We start from the raw sequence: 275 nt of genomic DNA on the forward strand, positions 1-275 counted from the left end.
CCAGAGTGCTCAGCAACACTCACACCAAGTAAAGCTACCAGTACCGTGCCCAGTGGTGCAAAACTGGTAAAGTTAGTTACCAAGCCAGTTACAATACGCTGTAATCCCTCGGCACTAAGCAAGCTCACTACTTCAATAACACCATCGGGTTCGCGCCCAGGCGAGCCCTCAGGTCGAGGATCGATTGCACTTAGGCCAAACCAATCCGCCACTCCACTAAATACAACAATTACGATACAAAATATTGCAAATAAGGTGATGGGATGCGGTAGCAT

1 protein-coding gene is annotated in these 275 nt (G+C 48.4%); it reads right to left on the reverse strand.

All coding sequences use genetic code 11. From position 1 onward, the window contains the following. Positions 1–275: AbgT family transporter (locus AAEY88_RS13435; RefSeq protein ID WP_350563187.1), on the reverse strand; the 275-nt coding region annotated here is incomplete at both ends.

The organism is Psychrobacter sp. CAL346-MNA-CIBAN-0220 (assembly GCF_040309805.1).
Taxonomy (GTDB): Bacteria; Pseudomonadota; Gammaproteobacteria; order Pseudomonadales; family Moraxellaceae; genus Psychrobacter.